At 54.2% G+C, this 260-nt stretch carries 1 protein-coding gene; it reads left to right on the top strand.

The genetic code is table 11. The annotated features are described in order from the left end of the window. Positions 1–260: GDP-mannose 4,6-dehydratase (locus AC3XQU_RS24190; RefSeq protein WP_489876664.1), on the top strand; the 260-nt coding region annotated here is incomplete at both ends.

Raw genomic sequence — 260 nt, 5'->3', positions numbered from 1 at the left:
AGGCGAAGCTCTTCCTTCACTACGGCGACTTGAGTGATGGTGCACGACTCGTAACACTTCTGATGGAGATCAAGCCAGACGAGGTCTATAATCTCGCTGCACAGTCGCACGTGCGTGTTTCTTTTGACGAACCGGAGCACACGGCCGACACTACGGGCGTTGGCACAATTCGGCTTCTTGAGGCAGTTCGCATGTCCGGTATCGAAACCCGGTTTTATCAGGCGTCATCTTCGGAAATGTTCGGAGCAACGCCTCCTCCA

The organism is Telluria sp. AZSoR62 (genome assembly GCF_058111565.1).
This window is presented reverse-complemented; position numbering and strand designations above follow the sequence as displayed.